Raw genomic sequence first — 19899 nt, 5'->3', positions numbered from 1 at the left:
TGGTAGGCCGTTGGCTGCACATTCCCTGCGCGTAACCGGAGCTAGACGTTAAATGTAACGCTTAAAAAAATACGGTTTCGCTTCGATTCGAACGGGACTTTGCTCCTCATTCCACGCCCACTCTGGGACGCCGATTCTAACTGATGCACAGAGACGCCAAGGACGCCACTCCCTGACCGATTCATCAGCCTCCACGGTTACCGCTGGACACCCCCTACTCTTACCCTCGGGTAGTGACATGCTGCTTAAACACATGCATCGAAGCTATCTCAACTCACTGCCAATCAGGGCTGTATGCCGCTGGTCGAGAACTTACGGCCAATTCACAATTGGCGTTGTTCTCAGTGTGGAGTTTTTCAGAAAAGAGTGTTTTAGCATTGACCGTTTTGATTGGTCTGATAATATGCTTTTGTACTCGTTTTCGGTTGCCAAACTCGACGTTATGAGAACAACTTAAAGCCTCCAAGGGATCAATTCGGAGGCTTTTTTTACGTCTACACTGTTACTGTCTTTGACTGTTCTTCAATGAATTTCTCGATAGCAGCGCGGGGATATCTGATTGTGTTCCCCAGGTTCATGAATTTAAGCAGACCTTTCTGCCTCATTCGTGAAACCGTTCTCGCTGAGCAATTCATCAGGTGCGCTGCTTCCTCTTCCGTGAGCAGCAGCGAGGGATTTTGAAAAATCGTCGTTGTCATGATCACCTCATCTGTCCTCTGTGGTCCACTGCAGGCGTTCACAGTTAGGCATAGGCAACGTTTGCGTTATGCGTTCATCGTTGTGCTGTTGCAGTTGACTGATTCCAGGTAATCAATGAAATCCTGACCTTTGACATACTTTCGATGTCCAGTCTGTAGCATTCTCAAACCAGCGTTGCGTGCGGTTCGCAAAGCGCAGGTCCCCATTCCGGAAACCCGCTTGAATTCTTCGAGTGGATAGAGAATATCAGGATCAATTTGACCTATCGCCTGAGACATGATTCGCTCCCTTTGAATCTGGTATGAGTCTGGCAACCGCTTACCGTTCGGTTGCCTGTTGGAGCAATTTATAGCGATAGATTTTTAGATGTGAAGAGTGTAGTCAGAAGATTGAAAGCAGTGAAAACAAAGTCAAAACAAATTCAAAGCAAATGTTAAAAATTGTCCCAATCGATATCTGGAAACTGCTCTTTGAGATGGGGTTTTACTTCTAAAAAACTCCAGACGGACTTTCTGTTTCCCGTGTATCTCTTCCTTGGTTTTGGCCAATCAGAAATATATTTTGTTGCCCAAGATCGCTCATACTCATTTCGCCCCCTGTGCTTTCCTACTGTAGCGCAGAGCCAACGTGCATCGATTATGAAGTCAGAATTCACATGATTCTCGTAGTCATGGCAGCCGAGCGTTATTGCCATTTCTCGCTTCAAGCGGCTCATCAATCTCAATCGGTTGTGAGCACTCAGCTGGAATTTCGATAACACCTTTTGCATCTCGATAATATTTTTTTTGACGTAATCTAACAGAGATTCTTCTGAATCCGGATCTCCGCACGTTACGGTAATGTGAGAGCAAATGTCAGCCAGATACAAAAAAGCAACACCGTGAGCAGTTGGTGCTATATGACGATCTGGTCCCTCATAATCAGCACAGACAAATTCCAGTTCGGCTATGTTAGCCGATGAACCATCGCAATCAGCAATCACCTCCTGATAGTGGTAACTGCACATTCCAAACCGCATTTCGTTTTGAATGAGTTCATGAAAGTAAGCAATATCATATCCCTCAGTTTCAATCAGATAAAATCTATCTGTTTCGTCACTTACGGGATTCCCGGTATTATTCTGCCTTGGAATAAATCCTGGGTCTTTTTCCTGTGCTGTTTCTTGGCCCATAAGCATCTCATACGCGAAGAAACTGCACTTCAAAAATTCATCTAATGGATACCCCTGAGGTAAGTTCAACATGTCTCTACCCTTATCAGGTTAACCTTGAAATACGTTTTTACAGACAGGGCATGCTCTAACACGCCCTCTAAGGCGAGTGGTCTGAATTTTTTTACGTTCCGAGTCGTAGCAACCTGTGCAAAACAGTCCTTCTTCCCCCTCAAATATATAACAACCTCTGTCAAGCTTTGGCTTTACGTTATTTTCAGGCTGCATGGTTTTTAGTCGTAGGTTTTCTTCCTTCAGCTCAGCCACCTGTTCTTTCATACCGGCCATTTCCATTTTGATATCCGCGAGCTCGTTGTATAAATCAGCCAGAAGCTGATTGAATTCAGCGTCTTTGATATTATTAGAAATTTCCCGCAACCGCTTAGCCAGTGCGATTGAATTGTTTAACGCCGAAAATAATTCCACCGGCATCTCATGCTCCCCTACAAGGATATACTACGCGAAGTACTACGTCTTTCAGCCGCCGAACGGCAATCTAACGGTATAATTACCACAGCCGAACAATTCAAGATGAATCAGAGGTATAGTTGAAAAGTGGAGTAACTATGCGGTAACCGTTCGATGGGCGTTTTCGGTTCCGACTTTTAATCCGTAGGTCCAGGGTTCAAGTCCCTGCGCCCTCATTCAAAAAGCCTTAAGCTGAAATAGCTTAGGGCTTTTTTGATTTTCCGGTTTTGTACTTAAATGATTGATCTTCAAACTGTACCTGATTTGCGCTTTTTTCATTTCAAGTTAACAGCGGTTAGTAGATCGAAAGTTTCAGACAAACATAAATGATGGCGTGTACTCCTTGCCTGAATCGCCGACAGACATCTCAGTTACACCTTCCTGTCCTTCCAGATGGCCAGGTAGTCCAGAAGTAATCGCAATTACGCCCATCCCGGAACGTCGATTCTATAGGACTGCTCCCGAACTCAGACCTGTAGAAGCTGAGGATATTCTGGTAATAAAATACTCATGGCGATAAACCCGTTTACTCAGAAACGGTTCCCACAAGTTGATCTAACCAGGAACAATAGATTGAAAATTCTGGTTAGTATGCGAGACATTTAAAGCCGCAGGTTCCAACATTCCGAAAAGCGTATTTAAACCTTCGGCCATCGTGGGATGAGCCAGCATCGCGTCTCGTAAGCTGGTAAACGGTAACTCTGCGAGCATCGCCATCTGAATCACCGCCATCACCTCACCCGCATCGGGGCCCACCATACTGAAACCTGCAATGTGATCTTGCTGATCAACCAACGCTTTCATGAATCCCCCTGTTTCATCCAGGGTACGCGTTCTCAATACCGCTGCCATGGGCAGTCGTGCCACACGTACCGGGATCCCTTTTTGTCTGGCTTCTTTTTCATTCAGACCGATCCGGGCCACTTGAGGATCGGTAAACAGACAGGAGGGAATCACCCTGTGACTCGTCGTGTGCGGAATCCCAGACAGGTTGTCGCGAATGACGCGAAAGTCGTCAAGTGAAGCGTGCGTGAACTGAGGAGTACCGGCGCATTCTCCAATCGCCCAGACATTCTCCGCAGAGGTCTCGAGGTGTTCATTCACTTGAATATATTTAGCAGTATCCAGATTGATTCCTGCCCGTTCCAGTCCTATTCCGACAGTATTCGGAACGCGTCCCGCAGCAACCAGAATGTCGCTCCCCTCAATTATACGACTGCCGGATGCCGTCTCGAATGTCACTGTGACATTCTGTCCCGACTTGCCGGTTACCTGAGTGAGTTGTGCAGATGTGACGATCCGGATCCCTTCAATCGTAAGCTGCCGGGCTATTTCCTCCGCAACGTCTTCGTCCTGATCCTTTAATAACTGAGGCCCCTGTTGCAGAATCGTAACGTGACTGCCCAGACGACCAAAAGCCTGTGCAAACTCCAACCCGACATATCCTCCGCCGATGACAATCAGATGCTCCGGTATACGATCAATTTCGAGCAGTTCCACGTGTGTCATCGGTTGAGCATCCCGCAATCCGGGGATCTCAGGTATCGCTGCGTGCGTACCCAGATTTAAAAACAGACGTTCCGCCTGAATCAGCCGTGTTCCTCCGTCGTTGAGACGAACTTCCAGCTGTCTCTCACCAACCATGCGCGCGGAGCCCATCACCAGTTGCGCACCGCTGGCCCGGAATTTTTCGAGGTGTAGCGCAATCAACCCGTCCACCATTTCCCGTTTTCGTCGACGAACCGCAGTCATATCGACGGTATGACCGTCGACGTGAATCCCGAACTGCGATCCCTGGCTGATCAGATGTGCCACTTTGGCACTCCAGATTTCATTCTTGCTCGGCAGACAATTGGTGTTCGGGCACGAGCCTCCAATCATTCGACGCTCGATCACAGCTACAGATTCTCCCTGTCCGGCCAGATGCCAGGCGAGATACTTGCCTCCCTCACCACTTCCGATCACAACATTTTTAATCAATTCCGTTTCCATGGGACTTCCTTCATGATTTGTAATAAGAATCGACTGCTGCGCGCAATCAGTCTGTAAAAGAAACCACAAAAACAGCGATTCTCCTGGTCAGAACCAGCTCACTCTGGATTAAATACCTGAGAAGAACCGCCGTTCAATTCAGAAATCGGCATCAAGCACCACTCGGTACCGGGCTTTTCCCTCGGATACGTGCTGGAAAGCCTCGTTGATCCGGCTCATCGGAAAATGTTCGGTCTGCGGTGTGATATTGTGGCGAGCTGCGAACTCAAGCATTTCGACCAGATCAACGGGAGAACCTGTAGGGGAGGAACTGACACTTGCCTGCCGTGTCAGCAGGGTAAAAACGGGAACCGGGATCGGTTCCAGCACCACCCCCACGGTATGCATTCTGCCATGCGGGGCAAGAGTTTTCAGGAGAGCATCCCAGTCGAGCGGCACATTTACGGTGACGATCAACAGGTCGAAAGTATTTTCCAGTTTCCCGATCGCCGCCGAATCCCGACTGGCAACCACATGGTGAGCACCAAAACTGCGAGCTTCGTCGAACTTGCTTTCTCGAGAGGTGAATGCGGTCACTTCACAACCATATGCCGCGGCAAATTTGACCGCCATGTGCCCCAGCCCGCCGATGCCGACAATGCCCACACGACTCTTCGGAGTAGCAAACATGCTGAGAGGATTAAATACCGTAATTCCACCACACAGCAGTGGACCGGCATCGGCGTAATTCAATCCCTCCGGCAGCGGAATAGTCCAGGCCCAGTGGGCTCGCACTGAACTGGCAAAACCTCCGAGGTGTCCGGCGATCGTGGGCTGACCTTCACTGCATAAATGCTGATCTCCCGACAGACATTGCCGACAATGCATACAACTGCCGCTGTACCACCCCACTCCAACATGCTGCCCCACACTCAAACCCTTGGTCTGAGTGCCCAGTGCCGTTACCCGACCGATGATTTCATGACCGAAGACCGCAGGCAGCGTGGTCATCCCCCATTCATTCTGCCACATCGAGATGTCGGAATGACAGACGCCGCAATGCTCGACAGCGACTTCCACATCTTCCGGCCCCAGTGGTTCTCTCTCCAATAACTGCTTAGTAAACGAAGCTCCAATCCCGTTTGTGACCCAGGCTTCATACTCCATAATCTTGTCCTTTCAAAATCAGACTTGACTTTTTTCTTTTCGAATAAATAGACGATGTAAATCAACACTACCTTAGAGTCAGTTTTGCCTCAGCTGCTCATCGCTGAATATTATTCCCCAACCGGCACACTCCCTTCTGCTTTGGATTGCTTCATCAATAAAACACCAAAAACCAGAATGCATGCCATTATCCCAAACAGATAGAAACAATCGAAATACGAAAGAGCCAAAGCCTGTTGATCCCGGAGCTGATTCAGGGTATCAATGGCCATCAGTTTGACACCCATCGCATCTGAGTTGAATTGCCGAAAGACCGCTTCTGTCTGTGTCAGAAACTGATGCAGATTCGAATTGAGTGGATCAAGATAATCATTCACTCGCAAGGTATGAAACTGTTCCCGGCGGGTTTGAAGAGTTTGTGTCATCGATGTACCAAAACTCCCCCCCTCATTTCTCAACAATGCAAACAGGCCGACCGCAGATCCACGCAGTAATTGCGGCATGTATTTGTAGGCGGCGACATTGAGAGGAGCAAACACCATCGACATCCCCATTACCAGCATCACGCGCGGCCATGCCAGTTGCCAGGGACTTATTCCAGGAGTCATGTAGGCCATCCAGAAGTTGCTGACTGCAATTGTAGTTAAGCCAACTGTAATTAATATGCGGGCATCCAGTTTTTTGCCCATCAGAAAACCGACAACAATCACCGTTCCGAACGCAAATATTCCCGCCGGTGACATAACCAGTCCGGAAGTAAACGCATCGTAATGGAACAGATTCTGCATCAGAGAAGGCAGAGTCGTGCTGGCGCCATAAAGTATGGAAAAGGCAGTAAAGATGATCATGCAGGAGATCAGAAAATTTCGCTCTCTGAAGGGGCGAAAATTCAAAATGGGATTTTGACTACGTAGTTCGTTCCAGACCAGAAATACCAGACCGAAAACGAAACAGCACACCAGGATTTGAACCCGCCCAAAGGGATCTCTCAGCCAGTCCCATTCCTGACCTTTGCTGAGTAAGATTTCCCACGCAGACATTGTCAAGGCCAGAAAGCCCAGGCCTGTCGTATCAAATCGTTTGGCTTCGCGTTTCATCTCTGCCCGTTTCTTCACTAAATATTCAGGATCTTTGAGTACCAGAAAGGCCAGAAAATATGCCATCAGACCGATGGGCAGATTGATATAAAATACCCAGCGCCAATCATGGTAAACCGTCAGATATCCCCCTAATGTGGGTCCGACAATCGGTGCCAGCAGAGCAGCCATCCCATACAAAGTCATAGCAGAGCCCTGCTGTGACGGCGGGAACGCATCCAGGAGAATCGCCTGACTGGATGGCTGCAGGCCGCCCCCTGCCAGCCCCTGAATGACGCGAAACAGTATCAGGCTGCCCAGGCTGGTCGCTGCACCACACATGACCGAAGAAAGTGTGAACAGCAGAATGGAAGCCAGAAAATAATTGCGACGGCCAAAGCGAGCGGAAAGCCAGCCGGAGATCGGGAGAATGGTGGCATTCGCAGCCAGATAACTGGTAATGACCCATTCGCTGTCGATTTCCGCTGCCGACAGCCCCCCCGCAATGTATCGCAGGGCAACAATAGCGATTGTTGTATCCAGAACTTCCATAAAGGTAGGAATCACAACGACCAGAGCTATGATCCAGGGATTCGAAATCAGAGATCTGGCAGGAACAGCGGCTGAAGAATTCCCGGACATGGCGGTTCACTCGCTTTCCAGTTGTGCAGGAGCCACAGATGGAACAGGAGCATTTCGCTGCAGTCTCATACCGGCGTTTGGCCCGGTAGCCGGTTCCTTGTAAAAGACATAAGGCACGGCAGACAGACCGGTAAACAGTGTATCCTGATCGGGATTGTAGTCGGTGAGTTCGATACGCACGGGGAGTCGCTGTACAATCTTGATAAAGTTGCCTGTCGCATTCTGGGGGGGAAGTAATGCCAGAGTCTGGCCTGTGCCCATGGAAAACCCGGTGATGCGACCATAAAAAGTATGGGTATCACCATACATGTCAAAATCCAGGCGAACGCGTTGGCCAATTCTCAGATAGTCGAGTTGCGTTTCCTTGAAGTTGGCATTCACCCAGATTTCAGTCAGCGAGCGAACCGCCATGACCGACTGTCCCGGATCAACATAGTTCCCCGGATTTACATTCCGCCGGGTAATCACACCATCGATCTCGCTATAGAGGTTACAATATTCGAGATTCAATTCTGCAGAAGCAAGCTGTTTCTGTGATTCAACCAGCCTGCTTTCAGCCTGTTTGATTTGAGGGGCATTCACAATCAGTTGACGACAGAACAAATCGAGTTCCCCCCGGGGGCTCTCTTTTTTGATCTGCTGCATTAAGCCTGTGGGTGTCAACTTGTCTGAATTGGGAACATAACCTACTGACGCGAGTTGCTGGAGCATATTGGCCTGAGCTTCCCGGACAAGCGAATAGGTTTCAGCCAGATCCGGGGGAACATCCAGGGGTTTCTCAATATCCACAGGCAGTCCCAGATCGGTCCGATTTTCCTGAACGACCTCTTTCGCGGAGGTCACATTGCTCTCGGCTTCATTGAGTTTGGCAACTGCTACATCCAGATCTTCTGCTGTGGCAGCCCCCCGCTCCACCAGTTCCCGGATGCGAACCAGGTCCTTCTGTGCAAGAACGCGAGTCGCAATTTCTTTATCCACCAATGCCACATTCGATCGCAGCATGGCCAGTTGTTTTTCCACATTCTCCATACTGTGGACCAGTAAAAACCAGGAACTCTTGAACAGAGCCACCGTTTTCTCCACATCGGCCCGTGTGACACTGACATCTGACTCTGCGGCTTTTACCTGGGACAGACTGATGGCAACCTGTACTCGATAGGGCTCCGGATCAAGTTGCACTAACAGGTCCCCTTTTTTCACGCGCTGGTTATCATCGACCAGAACTTTCAAGACCTGACCGGAAACACGCGGCGCAACCATTGTCACATGCCCATCGAGATAAGCATCGTCGGTCGATACCGTGTTAAGAGCAAACCAGATCCAGGACCGTAACAGCCAGCATGCAGAGAGCAGCAGCACCAGCCCGATCAGACCGACCGTCAGTTTTTTCCTGCGGGACCCTTTTTTCACTGCAGGAGCATCTCTGTTTTCCGGTTCCGTCTGACTCCCGTTCGCCTGATTCGCAGTCAATATCACAGGGGCAGCCGCAGCCGGTTGTTGCGCCCCTTCCTCAGAATTGGGAACCAGGTCTCTCCGGAATCCGGCTCCCGTATTTTCGGCTTGCATGCTTAGTCTGTTTGCTATTATTTTCGTATTCATTGCAACTATCCATATGCCATTTAAATCCTGGAACTTTAAATCCTTCAGACTCCCAGAGTGGACCAGCCGGGTGAAGCGCGACTGGACTACCCTGGTGTCTGAGATTGTTAAATCAATCGGGGCTACCCCCTTCATTTCTCCCGGAGATAACCGATTAAACCGGGTATTCACAGACTTCAAGCAGTCCGAATTACTGAAGATGTGCTTCGACAAACCAGAGCCACATGTCGATACCACGCGAGACTCCCGTAAACAGATCGGCGGTATCCGCGTCGCCATCCTCGGTGGCTTCGTCAATTGCTTTGCGGGCCAGTTGACCGAAGGCGGCCAGCACTGAGGAAACCGCTTCGACATGACTGGTTTCACCGGAAGCCAGCAGCGGATATTCCCGTAGTGTGCTGCGGGTGGCGGCTACACGAACGGTTCCCTGAGCGATGCCTCCCAGTTGGACTGCCCGCTCGGCAATCGTGTCTACATATTCACCGACTGCTTCGTAAATCTCATCGAAGAGTCGATGCAGAGCGATGAAATTGGGGCCTTTTACATTCCAGTGAGCCTGTTTAATCTGCGACTGCAGGTCAATACAATCCACCAGTCGGGCGTTCAACAGTTCAATGTTTCTTTCACGAATTGATTCGGACAACTCATTTTTAGTCTGGTACATTTTCAGATTCCTGATTGAAAGAAATAAATTTTGGTTAATGGTGTCAGTCGGACGTATTGTTTCAACGCTCGAGAAAAGCAAGCAGGTCGGCATTCACCTGATCGGCATGGGTGGCAGTCAAACCGTGCGGCGCTCCGGGATATAGTTTGTAAACAGCCCCTTTCACCAGCTTGGAAGAGATGGCCGACGAGGCAACCACTGGCACGATCTGATCGTCGTCTCCCTGAATAATCAGAGTCGGAACGTCAATCTGTTTGAGGTCTTCTGTCTGATCGGTTTCAGAAAAAGCTTTCACACAGTCATACACATTCTTAACCCCCGCCTGCATTCCCTGCAGCCAGAATGAATCACGCATTCCCTGGGTGGCCTTTGAATCCGGTCGATTCGCACCATAAAAGCTTTCGGAAAGATCTTTGAAAAACTGAGACCGGTCCGACATCACTCCGTCGCGAATCTCATCAAAGACTTCCATCGGCAGCCCATCCGGATTCGATTCGGTCTTGAGCATGAGTGGGGGCACGGCGGAAATCATAACCAGACCAGAGACGCGTCTGGATCCATGACGGGCCAGGTAGCGGACGATTTCTCCCCCCCCGGTCGAATGTCCCACCAGCGTGATATCCTGCAGATCGAGTGTTTCAATGACTTCCGCCAGATCGTCTGCATAGGTATCCATGTCGTTACCATCCCACGGTTGGCTCGACAGACCGTGGCCGCGCCGATCCGCTGCTACGACGCGATAACCCCTTGCTCCCAGAAACAGCATCTGGTTATCCCAGGCAACCGAACTGAGAGGCCAGCCGTGACTGAAAACAACCGGTCGACCTAAACCCCAGTCTTTAAAAGAAATCTGCGTTCCATCTTTGACCGTTACCGTACCCATAGTGACACCTCGTTTCTTTGTTAAACTAAACAACTGAAATCTGAGAGCTACATTTAATCGACAGCTTGATTAACATGAACCGGTTTTGAATCTTTCCATGTATTGGATAATGATGGGTAGTCGACATAACCTGCACCGCCCATCGTGTAGTAAGTGTGCGGATCTGGAACGGTCAGCGGGGAATCAAACAAGAATCTTGCAGGCAGGTCCGGATTGGCAATAAAACTCTGTCCAAAAGAAATTGCATCGGCATCCCCCTGACGGATCGCTTCAGCAGCAGTCCGTTTACTGTAACCTCCATTGGCGATCAGCACTCCTTTGTAATTTTGCCGAATGTGTGGGGTGACACGAGGAGCAGATGGATTAAACAGTCTGCCTTGTTGAATCGGCTCGACGATATGCAAATATGCCAGATCATACTTATTCAGCATCAGGGCTACTTCGGAATATAGTTGAATTGGATCGCTGTCCCCCATCCCCTTTTCATTCATTGTCGGACTCAATCGTAAACCGGTTCGATCTGGGGACCACGCATCTGAAACGGCTTCGACTACCTCACGCAGAAAACGCGAGCGATTTTCAATTGATCCCCCATACTCGTCCTGACGCTGGTTTGATGCATCCCGGAGAAACTGATCAATCAGGTAACCGTTTGCACCATGAATTTCAACTCCATCAAATCCTGCTTCACGCGCGTTCTGCGCCGCTTGAGCATAATCTCTGACAATCGTTTTTATTTCATGGGGTTTCAGTTCCCGAGGAACTGTGTAATTTTTTTTACCTGCAGGAGTATGCGCCATCCCCGGTGCCGGGACAGGAGATGGTCCGACTGGAGCCTCTCCATTTTGATAATCAGGATGAGAAAGACGTCCCATGTGCCATAGTTGGAGAAAGATCCGTCCGTCAGATTCATGTACGGCAGAGGTAATATCCTGCCAGCCCTTAATCTGGGCTTTAGTATAAATACCTGGAGAGTCTGGCCAACCATAGCCTTGCGGACTGATTGCAGTAGCCTCGCTGATAATCAAAGCTGCGCTTGAACGCTGACTGTAATATTCAACCATTAATTCATTTGGAACACGATCTGGTGCCCGACCTCGTGTTAAGGGTGCCATCACAATTCGGTGAGGAAGTTCCAGAGCACCTGACTGTAGTTTCTGAAAGAGAGAGATATTATCGTTCATCATACTTTTCCAATTCTAGATTTCATGATCTACATGGCGAGCCCTCGCAGTTCCTAATGCTGTGACTCGGTAATTGATTAAGACACATTGCAGAAAGTGTGCCAAACAGTACCTTGGAAATCGTACTGGCTTTCGTGACAGGAATATCCATGATGCCCCATCTACTCCTGTTCCCGTTGCGATGCTGAAAAACAGCTAATATTTCAGAAACATACCTGTTGGATCACTCTATGGTAGTTAAAAGCATTTCTTACTGATTCACTGTGAAAACTGCCCCCCCTTCAATCTCTGTCGATACTGGCCCTCCCCATAACTGGGAAATTATTTACCGCCCTGACCAATATGTTTCCCCTCTCCCGGCAGAACCGCTATCGGGATACGCTGGATCGATTTATATCTCCAGGAGAAGTTAAACCGCTGTATTAAAGGGAAATGCGCAAGCGGACTATTAATTCCTTCGTCGGAAAGTTATCCAGGGTAATACTGGCATGCGATCTGCTTTGTAGCGAGAGAACATTGATCGCCAAACCAGACAATCCAGTCCTTTAATAATTGCAGGGAGAATCAAACATGAGTCAGATTCTGGCAGCCGCCTGTTCGAACCAGATTCCTCAGAGGGAGTTGATACCGGGCATTCGTGAATTTTCCATTAAGAAGCAACAGGGCACAGTAGCGGACGTACAGACAGACCGGATTGCCATTGAAGAACCATTGGAAATACGAATTGTGATCACCGAAAAAGGTAAAAGGAAAGACCGTTCGATCTCAATCACAATGCGAACCCCCGGGGCCGACGAGCATCTGGCAATCGGCTTTTTATTGAGTGAAGGTATTATTTCCAGGCGTGAGGATGTGGCAAGAGTTCGTCTCTGCCGTAGCGGGTCTGTTGTCCGGGTACTTTTGAATGACTCCCTGCAGGTAGATCTAAAGCGGCTGCAACGACATATCTTTACTTCCAGCAGTTGTGGCGTCTGCGGCAAAGCCTCGATTGATGCGGTCACTGTGCAAATTCCTGCAGCTCTTTGCACCGGTTATCCACACATTAGCCACGAACTGATCGGTCAGCTTCCTCAACGTCTCCGTTTCAGTCAGATCCTGTTTGAACAGACCGGGGGTCTCCATGCCAGCGGTTTGTTCAACAGCCAGGGGGATCTGCTGTCGATTGCTGAAGATGTCGGTCGACACAATGCGCTCGACAAGGTGATTGGCGGACAGTGGCTGACTGATGCTGCGGTCTTTGAAAATTCAATCCTCGTGGTCAGCGGGCGCATCAGTTTTGAACTGGTACAGAAAGCGCTGTCTGTGGGCATTCCCATTCTGATCGCAGTCGGAGCTCCTTCCAGTCTGGCTGTCGAATTAGCACAACGCCACGAAATGACTCTCGTTGGTTTCACCAGCCGTGATCGTTTCAATATTTATCATGATGCCAGCAGAATTGCTTCGTCCGTTCCTTCTGTCATCAATCACGGTTAAACCTGTTTTAAAATGAGTCGATCATTAAGGAGTTCACAATGTCGGTTGCTAATCCCCCTCAGTACGTAGTCGCGACTCCCCTTCTCACTTCACATGGCGAAGTCTGGCTGTTGCCCGAGAAGTCTGACGATCAATTGAAACAGAAACCGGTCAAACGCAAAGCGACCGGTTTACCCGCCGTATTAAACAGCGCCCGTTATGTCATTGGTGAAGCCGGTCTGCGAAGGGGTGTCCTGCCTCTCCTGCAGCTCAACCAGAAACCCGGATTCGACTGTCCCGGTTGTGCCTGGCCTGATCCGGACGGGAAACGCTCTCCGTTTGATTTCTGCGAGAACGGCGCCAAAGCAGTCGCCCATGAACTGGATTCTCGTACGATCAATGCAGATTTCTTCCGCAAACACTCGATCAGCGAATTATCATCCCGGACCGATTACTGGTTGGAACAGCAGGGCCGTCTGACCGAACCCGTGATCCTCCGCGAGAACAGTACTCATTACGAACCGATCTCATGGGAAGAAGCTTACTCTCTGATTACCAGCGAATTGAACAACCTGCCGTCTCCCGATCGAGCTGCGTTTTACACATCCGGAAAAGCGACGAACGAAGCTGCATTTGCGTACCAGTTATTCGCACGACAGTTCGGTACAAACAATCTACCCGACTGTTCCAACATGTGCCATGAATCCAGCGGACGGGCATTAACAGAAATGATCGGCATCGGTAAAGGAACTGTTACACTTGAAGACTTTGAACAGACAGAACTCGTATTTGTCGTAGGACAGAACCCCGGCACCAACCATCCCAGACAATTATCGGCACTGCAGAAAGCCAAACGTAACGGTGCCCGAATTATTGCCGTCAATCCTCTGCCTGAAGCGGGACTGATGGGCTTCATGAATCCCCAGGAAGCCAGCGGGTTAATCGGAATTCCAACTCACATCGCCGACCTGTTTTTACAGGTTCGCATCAATGGGGATATCCCTCTGTTTAAAGGGATGATGAAGCAGTTGCTGGAATGGGAAGCAGATCAGCCTGGTGCCGCATTCAATCTGGATTTTATCGATGGGTATACCAGCGGTCTGGATGAGTTGCTTGAGGATCTCCGCAGCGTCAGCTGGGAAACGCTTGAGCAGCAAAGCGGTATCGACCGTGAATCAATCCGCCAGGCAGCCGAGTGGGTTCGATCGACGGAAAAAATCATTATCTGCTGGTGCCTGGGAGTAGCCCAACATCGAAATGGAACACAGAACGTAAGAGAGCTGCTGAATCTGCTGCTGCTTCGTGGTGCGATTGGCCAACCAGGTGCAGGCCCCTGCTGCGTGCGCGGCCACAGCAACGTCCAGGGGGACCGGACGATGGGAGTCTGGGAGCAGCCTGCAGACGATTTTCTCGATCGCCTGCAGGCGGCCTTCCACTTTGATCCGCCCCGCCAGCATGGATTTGATGCACAGAAGACCGCGCTGGCACTTCATCGAGGTGAGATTGATGTTTTCATTTCGCTTGGGGGTAACTTCCTGATGGCGCTGCCTGATACTCGATTTGCAGCTGCAGCTCTTGTTAAAACGAAGTTGCAGGTTCGCATCGGCACCAAGTTGAATCGCGCCGATCTGGTTGCAGGTCGCCAGTCGCTGATTCTGCCGTGCCTGGGACGATCCGAAGCAGATATCAGACCGGGTAAAATCAGTGAACCACACAGAAAACAGTTCACCTCAACCGAAAATTCAATGGGAGTCATTCAGTCCTCCCAGGGGCAAGCGATTCCTCCCTCACCCCTGTTAAAAAATGAAGTACAGATCGTCTGTGAAATCGCAGATGCCACAATCGGCAATCGTTCACACCACAACTGGCAGGACTGGGCCGATGACTACGACCTGATCCGCGATGGAATCGCTGCGGTGATTGAAGGTTGTGAAGACTATAACACCAAAGTCCGGCAGCCAGGGGGTTTTTATCTTCCCAACGGTGCCCGCAATTGCCATTTCGAAACCAAAACCGGCAAAGCGAACTTCACTGTGAACCCGGTTCCAATTGAGACTCTGTCACCGGGAGAATTCGCGATGACAACTGTCCGCAGTCATGATCAGTTCAATACGACGATCTATGGACACCATGACCGTTATCGCGGCATTCTGCATGCACGAAGAATCGTGATGATGAACGCTGCAGACATGCAGGAGCTGGAACTGAAGCCTCGAGATCTGGTTTCCATCACGAGTCACTACGAAGGGGAATCCCGAACGTTGCGGTTTTTCCAGGCTATCGAGTACCCGGTTCCCCGTCAGTGCGTGGCCATGTATTACCCGGAAGCCAATCCTCTGATTCCCATGCAGCAGACTGATCCGTACAGCAACTGTCCCTCTTTTAAACACACGATCGTTTCAATCGAGAAAAGCCGCAGCGACGTTCTCGAAACGGTATAACCACAGTCAATCCATCCATTACACTCCGCTCTTCCACAGAGCAGGATCTCTATCGAAAGACGTATATTTTGTAATTACAGGCTGTGTGAGCTGGCAGCTATCTTTCAGTCCGGAAGTTGAGCGACACAAAATAAAGACAGTAAAAAAGGCAGGTCGCGAGCGATTCACTCCTCGACCTGCCATGAAACAACTCAGACTTTTGAACTACTTTCACCGATTATTTTGCAATGAACACATCATCTCTGGGGAATTTTTCAATCATGCTTTTCGGCTGACTGAAATTGGTCATCAACACATCTGCGGGATTACCGGCAATCCATTCCGAAAGATCGATCTTTTCATAGATCCCCGAATTAAAGCCGATCAGTACTTTGCAGGTTGTCGTTCCCACATTCTCGATGGAGTGGCCATAGCCCTGGGGTATATATCCCACATCCCCCTTGTGCAGTGTCTCAATGCGATAGCGGCCACGGGAACCGAACAGGGTCACACTGATATCGCCTGCCACAACGTACTGCCATTCATCGGCAGCAGGATGCCAGTGCAGTTCACGCAAAGCGCCCGGATCCAGTTCCAGAAAAACGCCGGTCATCGTGGTCGAAATCGGGAATTTTGTCGAATCCACTTTCCAGGCCCTTCCCCCTTCGAATACATCATCCGGCTCTTTTGACAGCATTTCATACTTGTGACTTTTTGTAGATTTCTCTTTCCCGTGCAAGGGAAGATCAGGAATTTCAGGAGGAACAGCTCCCCGGCCAAAATAAACTTCCTCTTTGGGAAAATCTTCAAAAGCAGATACGGGCAAGCGGAAGTTTTTTGCCAGCAGTTCTTTCGGAGTATGACCCATCCAGTCCGTAATGCTGAAGGTTCCGAACTCGGAGAAATATCCATTATCAAAAATCAGTACGAAATGACAGGACTCATTCCCCAGGCATTCCAGCATATGACCGTAACCACGCGGAAACAACCAGACATCACCCGGCACAAAATCATCGATCGCCGCAGTTCCATCGGGGGAGATGACCGTTGTTCTGACACGTCCTTCCAGTACCATTGCCCACTCCGCAGCAGTGGCATGCCAGTGCAGTTCGCGCATGGCCCCCGGTTCCAGCCGCATTGAGACCCCGGCAATTCCTGTCGAAATCGGTAACTGTTTGACGGTCGCCTCTTTCCCCGAACTGTTGCCAATCACTTTGCCTTTTGTTTTTTCAAGCTCAAATTTGAAAGTCGGTAACTCATCACCCGCTAAATCAGAATCTGGAATATTGTTCATAAAACTCGGATCTCCTGCCTTACTGGATTTTTGACTGGAAACGGCCCCTGTGACAGCGGCTGCAAAAAACGCTGCCCCACCTAAAAAATGGCGACGACTCACATCAGACATAGCAAATCCTCTCAAAGATTGTAGCCTTGCTGGTTGCTGGAAATACAACATTTGTTTTTAGAAAAGTGGCGGAATTCCTGCCTGTGACTGCTGAACATCAAAGCAAGTGTTGTGCCGTGTCGGGGAGAGGAAAGAGTTTGTTTTCAGATTTCGAATTCAATCAACAAAACAGTGACTAAAAACGAGGAGTCATGCCTGATTCTCGTCCAGGAAGCGAGAGAAACTACTTCCCGAATCCAGGCCTATCGGACAGAATCTGGCCCTCCAGTTAGAAAAGCAGCCAAACGATGTACTATCGAGGCGCCTTAATTCACCAGAAGTTCCAGGGACAGAGTTTTCACCTGCGGCCACAAACGCTCGCAACAGTCAACCAGCTGCGCCACGCAGGAATCGCATTCATCCGAATCTTCAGCCAGAGCCGCTTCTTCCGTTTTGAGAGCCAGTTGTCCTGCCGTCGCTGAAAAGGTTCGTAAGGCACTGGCGATCTTATGTGCGGCTTCACGGAGCGCCGCCAGATCGCCACGCGAGTGAACTTCGCGCAGTTCAATCAGTTGGGCTGGCACATTCTCCAGAAAGGACTCGATGAGCACCTGCAGCAGTTCTACATTCTCTCCACAGGTGGCGCGCACCATTTGACAGTCGATCAGAGACGGGGGATGTGAACTGTCAGTGGGCGCCGGGCATACACGACGGATTGCCTGCCAAAGTTCCTCAGGCTGCATGGGTTTGGTAACCAGGTCGTCCATTCCCGCTGCCAGACACTGTTCACGAATTTGAGGAGTGGACCGAGCTGTTAACGCGATAACAGGAAGTCGCGATTCAGCCTGCGTTTCCGCTTCCCGGCTGCGCAGTTCACGAGCTACTTCAAATCCATCTTTGAGAGGCATATGAATATCGAGGAGCAGTAAATCAAACTGTTCCAATTGCAACAGTCGCAAAGCCTGTTCCCCGTCCGTAGCCACCTGATAAGAATGGGTCTGCTGCTTCAATAACTGCTCGAGCAGTTTTACATTGAACTCATTGTCTTCGGCAATCAGTATTTTCAGGGCACGGCTTTGCTCCTGTGCGTCAGGAACATCCGACGAATCGACCGATGTGATCTGCTCTGAAGATTCAGGGGGACGAAAAACTGCCGTAAATGAAAAAGTACTCCCCTTGCCCGGCGTACTCTGCAATTGAATCTCTCCCTGCATGGCCCGCACGAGCCGGGATGCAATCGTCAGCCCCAGTCCTGTGCCACCATACTTTCGCGTAGTGGATGTGTCTTCCTGCTCGAAAGCTTCAAAAATTGAATGCTGTCGTTCCGGTGCGATCCCGATCCCGGTATCCTGAACATGGAAGGTTAATGCAATCTGCTCTTCGTTCCTGTCAGACAGTTCGACACTCACTTTAACTTCGCCACTGGGAGTGAATTTGATCCCATTCGTCAACAGGTTCATCAGCACCTGACGCAACCGGCTCGCGTCACCCAGAACCGTCTCGGGAACCGACTCTCCAATCTCACAGATCAGCTTTAGATTCCGTGTCTCAATGCGTGGCTGCAGCATATTGACTACTTCCTGCACCGTCTGACCGGGTGAAAACGGAGTCAATTCCAGTTCCAGTTTACCGGCATCCATTTTCGAATAGTCGAGCAGATCGTTGATGATGGTCAGCAGATTATCTCCAGCAGATTTAACGGTCTGCATTAAATCGTGCTGATACTCATCGAGACTAGAATCGAGCAGCAGGTTGGTCATTCCCAGAATCGCATTCATCGGAGTCCGAATTTCATGGCTGACGTTTGCCAGAAACTCGTCCTTCGCCTGGTTTGCAGTTTCGGCATTGTCTTTGGCGGCCAACAGATCGGCTTCAGCCTGCTTCAGTTCAGAAATATCAGTGCAGGAACCGAGCCAGCGAATCACGGTGCCGTCATAATCGCGCACCGGAACGGCCTGCACTTTAAACCAGTGGCTGATTCCATCTGCGCCCCGGATCCGGAATTCCAGATTGAAATTTTCACTGCTGGCTACGCAGGCTTTCCACTGGCTGATCACTGCGGAGTAGTCCTCTTCTGGAATCAGATTTTCCCAGCCTTCCTGGTAAAGTTCCTCACTCGTTTTCCCGGTGAATTTCATAAACTGCGGACTGTAATAATCGACGGTTCCGTCGGCGTTGGCTGTCCAGATCAACTGCGGCAACATTTTAGTCAGGCTGCCCCACCGCTGTTCGTTTTCGTGGATCGTACGTTCCGCCTGTTTCCGATCTGTCACATCACGGCAGTTGATAATCAGTGCTCCCGATTCATCCAGTAGAATTTGGCCAACCGCTTCGATGTCTCGCCAGTTCCCATTCGCATGCCGCAGGCGAAATTCCGCATTCACGGAGATGCCAGGCCGTTCGGAAATCAGTTTGAAAAAGGCGAGAGTCGCAGCACGATCATCCGGGTGGACGATCGGATCGTCCTGTATATTCTGCCCGATACGCTCCTCGGGCTGATATCCGAGTATCCGTTTGACGGACGGCGTCACATACAAAATTCTGCCGTCCGGAGCAACGATGCCGATCATGTCGGACGAATGCCTCATCAGGTGAGTGAACCGTTCTTCTGTCTGCTGTATCGCCAGTTGTGCCTGTCTCCGACGCTCCAGGATCAGATTTCGCTGATACGTGCGATGTACCGATTCACTCAGAACGCTGATCACAATCCCGGTTCCCACGAACATGAGCAGGGCCAGCGAATCAGCCGTTGCCTTGGGATCGAGCTTGAGAATGTGGCTGGACAGCATCAGATTGGTTCCGAGAACTCCCAGCAGCGTGAGTGTCAGCCCGGGCCAGACTCCGCCGAAATGGGCTGCAATGATCACCGCCGGTAGAAACGTACTGTAAAGCCCACGCTCCCCAAGAGTCTCCCGAAACTGCCAGCGAATCAGCAGAGTGATAATCAACAGAGGTAACGAGGTTGCAAACGCCTTTGAATAAGATCTCTCACCCCAGAATCGAGGTTTCGGATCGATCTCGACAGCCATACCGCTGTTCGGCGGGGAACTCGGATTCTCTGGAATCGTACTCAAGGATGG

At 50.1% G+C, this 19899-nt stretch carries 15 protein-coding genes; 2 read left to right on the top strand and 13 right to left on the bottom strand.

The window, feature by feature from the left end:
• Positions 1-494: 494 nt before the first annotated feature.
• The 11 genes from ACN0YN_RS01600 to ACN0YN_RS01550 form a co-directional block, all read right to left on the bottom strand.
• Positions 495-698, bottom strand: coding sequence for a helix-turn-helix domain-containing protein (locus ACN0YN_RS01600; protein ID WP_417383226.1), 204 nt, complete (start codon positions 696-698; stop codon positions 495-497).
• Positions 699-764: 66 nt separating this feature from the next.
• Positions 765-977 (bottom strand): hypothetical protein, encoded by a 213-nt coding sequence (locus tag ACN0YN_RS01595; RefSeq protein ID WP_417383225.1) that lies wholly within the window; start codon positions 975-977, stop codon positions 765-767.
• A gap of 155 nt (positions 978-1132) precedes the next feature.
• Positions 1133-1942: a hypothetical protein gene (locus ACN0YN_RS01590; RefSeq protein ID WP_417383224.1), complete on the bottom strand. Its 810-nt coding sequence runs from the start codon at positions 1940-1942 to the stop codon at positions 1133-1135.
• A gap of 18 nt (positions 1943-1960) precedes the next feature.
• On the bottom strand, positions 1961-2341 hold the full coding sequence (locus ACN0YN_RS01585) for a hypothetical protein (RefSeq protein WP_417383223.1): 381 nt from the start codon (positions 2339-2341) through the stop codon (positions 1961-1963).
• A 591-nt stretch (positions 2342-2932) separates the two neighbouring features.
• Complete coding sequence (locus ACN0YN_RS01580; protein WP_417383222.1) at positions 2933-4369, bottom strand: dihydrolipoyl dehydrogenase family protein; 1437 nt, start codon at positions 4367-4369, stop codon at positions 2933-2935.
• Between the two features lie 138 nt (positions 4370-4507).
• Entirely contained in the window at positions 4508-5515 is a 1008-nt protein-coding gene (gene ahr, locus ACN0YN_RS01575; RefSeq protein WP_417383221.1) for an NADPH-dependent aldehyde reductase Ahr, read from the bottom strand.
• Positions 5516-5625: 110 nt separating this feature from the next.
• Positions 5626-7233 (bottom strand): DHA2 family efflux MFS transporter permease subunit, encoded by a 1608-nt coding sequence (locus tag ACN0YN_RS01570; protein WP_417383220.1) that lies wholly within the window; start codon positions 7231-7233, stop codon positions 5626-5628.
• A gap of 6 nt (positions 7234-7239) precedes the next feature.
• Positions 7240-8799 (bottom strand): efflux RND transporter periplasmic adaptor subunit, encoded by a 1560-nt coding sequence (locus ACN0YN_RS01565; RefSeq protein WP_417383219.1) that lies wholly within the window; start codon positions 8797-8799, stop codon positions 7240-7242.
• Between the two features lie 223 nt (positions 8800-9022).
• Positions 9023-9496 (bottom strand): DNA starvation/stationary phase protection protein Dps, encoded by a 474-nt coding sequence (gene dps / locus ACN0YN_RS01560; RefSeq protein WP_417383218.1) that lies wholly within the window; start codon positions 9494-9496, stop codon positions 9023-9025.
• A 61-nt stretch (positions 9497-9557) separates the two neighbouring features.
• A complete protein-coding gene (locus ACN0YN_RS01555) occupies positions 9558-10379 on the bottom strand; it encodes an alpha/beta fold hydrolase (protein ID WP_417383217.1) in 822 nt (273 codons plus the stop codon).
• A gap of 53 nt (positions 10380-10432) precedes the next feature.
• Positions 10433-11566: an alkene reductase gene (locus ACN0YN_RS01550; RefSeq protein WP_417383216.1), complete on the bottom strand. Its 1134-nt coding sequence runs from the start codon at positions 11564-11566 to the stop codon at positions 10433-10435.
• 567 nt (positions 11567-12133) lie between these two features.
• On the opposite strand from ACN0YN_RS01550, the gene fdhD reads away from it, so the two are divergent.
• Entirely contained in the window at positions 12134-13036 is a 903-nt protein-coding gene (gene fdhD / locus ACN0YN_RS01545) for a formate dehydrogenase accessory sulfurtransferase FdhD (protein ID WP_417383215.1), read from the top strand.
• Between the two features lie 38 nt (positions 13037-13074).
• Positions 13075-15456, top strand: coding sequence for an FdhF/YdeP family oxidoreductase (locus tag ACN0YN_RS01540; RefSeq protein WP_417383214.1), 2382 nt, complete (start codon positions 13075-13077; stop codon positions 15454-15456).
• 217 nt (positions 15457-15673) lie between these two features.
• Here ACN0YN_RS01540 and ACN0YN_RS01535 read toward each other — a convergent pair whose 3' ends face one another.
• Positions 15674-16840, bottom strand: coding sequence for a cupin domain-containing protein (locus ACN0YN_RS01535; RefSeq protein ID WP_417383213.1), 1167 nt, complete (start codon positions 16838-16840; stop codon positions 15674-15676).
• Between the two features lie 305 nt (positions 16841-17145).
• A complete protein-coding gene (locus ACN0YN_RS01530; RefSeq protein ID WP_417383212.1) occupies positions 17146-19893 on the bottom strand; it encodes a PAS domain S-box protein in 2748 nt (915 codons plus the stop codon).
• Positions 19894-19899: the final 6 nt, after the last annotated feature.

The sequence above is a fragment of the Gimesia sp. genome (assembly GCF_048260065.1).
Lineage (GTDB): Bacteria > Planctomycetota > Planctomycetia > Planctomycetales > Planctomycetaceae > Gimesia.
This window is presented reverse-complemented; position numbering and strand designations above follow the sequence as displayed.